This window comes from Virgibacillus sp. FSP13 (assembly GCF_054048505.1).
In genome coordinates this window covers 1-2,743 of sequence record NZ_JBSVKG010000055.1, presented here as the reverse complement: position 1 = coordinate 2,743, position 2,743 = coordinate 1, and the positions used below count along the sequence as shown (strand labels likewise).

The 2,743-nt window shown below is 53.2% G+C and carries 1 rRNA gene; it reads right to left on the bottom strand.

The features are described from left to right. Positions 1–2,743: ribosomal RNA gene (locus ACW2QC_RS20090) — 23S ribosomal RNA — on the bottom strand; the annotation flags it as partial.

The window sequence follows — 2,743 nt, the reverse complement described above, 5'->3', positions numbered from 1 at the left end:
TAAGTCCTCGATCGATTAGTATCCGTCAGCTCCACGTGTCACCACGCTTCCACCTCGGACCTATCAACCTCATCGTCTCTGAGGGATCTTACTCACTCGAAGTGATGGGAAGTCTCATCTTGAGGGGGGCTTCATGCTTAGATGCTTTCAGCACTTATCCTTGCCACACGTAGCTACCCAGCTATGCTCCTGGCGGAACAACTGGTACACCAGCGGTGTGTCCATCCCGGTCCTCTCGTACTAAGGACAGCTCCTCTCAGACTTCCAACGCCCACGACGGATAGGGACCGAACTGTCTCACGACGTTCTGAACCCAGCTCGCGTACCGCTTTAATGGGCGAACAGCCCAACCCTTGGGACCGACTACAGCCCCAGGATGCGATGAGCCGACATCGAGGTGCCAAACCTCCCCGTCGATGTGAACTCTTGGGGGAGATAAGCCTGTTATCCCCGGGGTAGCTTTTATCCGTTGAGCGATGGCCCTTCCATGCGGAACCACCGGATCACTAAGCCCGACTTTCGTCCCTGCTCGACTTGTAGGTCTCGCAGTCAAGCTCCCTTCTGCCTTTACACTCTGCGAATGATTTCCAACCATTCTGAGGGAACCTTTGGGCGCCTCCGTTACCTTTTAGGAGGCGACCGCCCCAGTCAAACTGCCCGCCTGACACTGTCTCCGAACCGGATCACGGTCCTGGGTTAGAATGTCCGTACAGCCAGGGTGGTATCCCACGGGTGCCTCCACTGAAGCTAGCGCTCCGGTTTCCAAGGCTCCCACCTATCCTGTACAAGCTGTACCAACATTCAATATCAGGCTACAGTAAAGCTCCACGGGGTCTTTCCGTCCTGTCGCGGGTAATGCGCATCTTCACGCATAGTATAATTTCACCGGGTCTCTCGTTGAGACAGTGCCCAAGTCGTTGCACCTTTCGTGCGGGTCGGAACTTACCCGACAAGGAATTTCGCTACCTTAGGACCGTTATAGTTACGGCCGCCGTTTACTGGGGCTTCGGTTCTACGCTTCGCGCCGAAGCGCTAACGCTTCCCCTTAACCTTCCAGCACCGGGCAGGTGTCAGCCCCTATACTTCGCCTTTCGGCTTCGCAGAGACCTGTGTTTTTGCTAAACAGTCGCTTGGGCCTATTCACTGCGGCTCCATGTAAATGAAGCACCCCTTCTCCCGAAGTTACGGGGTCATTTTGCCGAGTTCCTTAACGAGAGTTCTCCCGATCACCTTAGGATTCTCTCCTCGCCTACCTGTGTCGGTTTGCGGTACGGGCACCTGTGACCTCGCTAGAGGATTTTCTTGGCAGCGTGGAGTCTGGAACTTCGGTACTCTATTTCCCTCCCCATCACAGCTCGAAATTGTTGGACGGATTTGCCTATCCAACTTTCTAACTGCTTGGGCGCACACATCCATCGGTGCGCTTTCCATATCCTTCTGCGTCCCCCCATCGCTAATAGCGGTCATGAGGTGGTACAGGAATATCTACCTGTTGTCCATCGCCTACGCCTTTCGGCCTCGGCTTAGGTCCCGACTAACCCTGAGAGGACGAGCCTTCCTCAGGAAACCTTAGGCATTCGGTGAAAGAGATTCTCACTCTTTTTTCGCTACTCATACCGGCATTCTCACTTCTAAGCGCTCCACCAGTCCTCACGGTCTGACTTCACAGCGCTTAGAACGCTCTCCTACCATTGTTCGTAATGAACAATCCGCAGCTTCGGTGATACGTTTAGCCCCGGTATATTTTCGGCGCAGAGTCACTCGACCAGTGAGCTATTACGCACTCTTTAAATGATGGCTGCTTCTAAGCCAACATCCTGGTTGTCTGGGCAACTCCACATCCTTTTCCACTTAACGTATACTTTGGGACCTTAGCTGGCGGTCTGGGCTGTTTCCCTTTCGACTATGAACCTTATCACCCATAGTCTGACTCCCAAGTCTAAGTAGCTGGCATTCGGAGTTTGACTGAATTCGGTAACCCGATGAGGGCCCCTAGTCCAATCAGTGCTCTACCTCCAGTACTCTTTGCTTGAGGCTAGCCCTAAAGCTATTTCGGAGAGAACCAGCTATCTCCGTGTTCGATTGGCATTTCACCCCTACCCACACCTCATCCCCGCATTTTTCAACATACGTGGGTTCGGGCCTCCTGTCAGTGTTACCTGACCTTCACCCTGGACATGGGTAGATCACACGGTTTCGGGTCTACGACCGCATACTAGATACGCCCTGTTCAGACTCGCTTTCGCTACGGCTCCGTGTCTTCCACTTAACCTCGCATACGATCGTAACTCGCCGGTCCATTCTACAAAAGGTACGCCGTCACCCATTAACGGGCTTCGACTACTTGTAAGCGCACGGTTTCAGGTTCTCTTTCACTCCCCTCCCGGGGTGCTTTTCACCTTTCCCTCACGGTACTGGTTCACTATCGGTCACTAGGGAGTATTTAGCCTTGGGAGATGGTCCTCCCAGATTCCGACGGAATTCCTCGTGTTCCGCCGTACTCAGGATCCACTCCGGAGGAAATTCCTTTTCGATTACAGGGCTCTTACCTGCTATGGCTGATCGTTCCAGATCGATTCATCTAAAGAATTTCTTGGTAACTCCAATGGAGTGTCCTACAACCCCAGAAAGCAAGCTTTCTGGTTTGGGCTGATTCCGTTTCGCTCGCCGCTACTTAGGAAATCGCGTTTGCTTTCTCTTCCTCCGGGTACTGAGATGTTTCAGTTCCCCGGGTCTGCCTCTT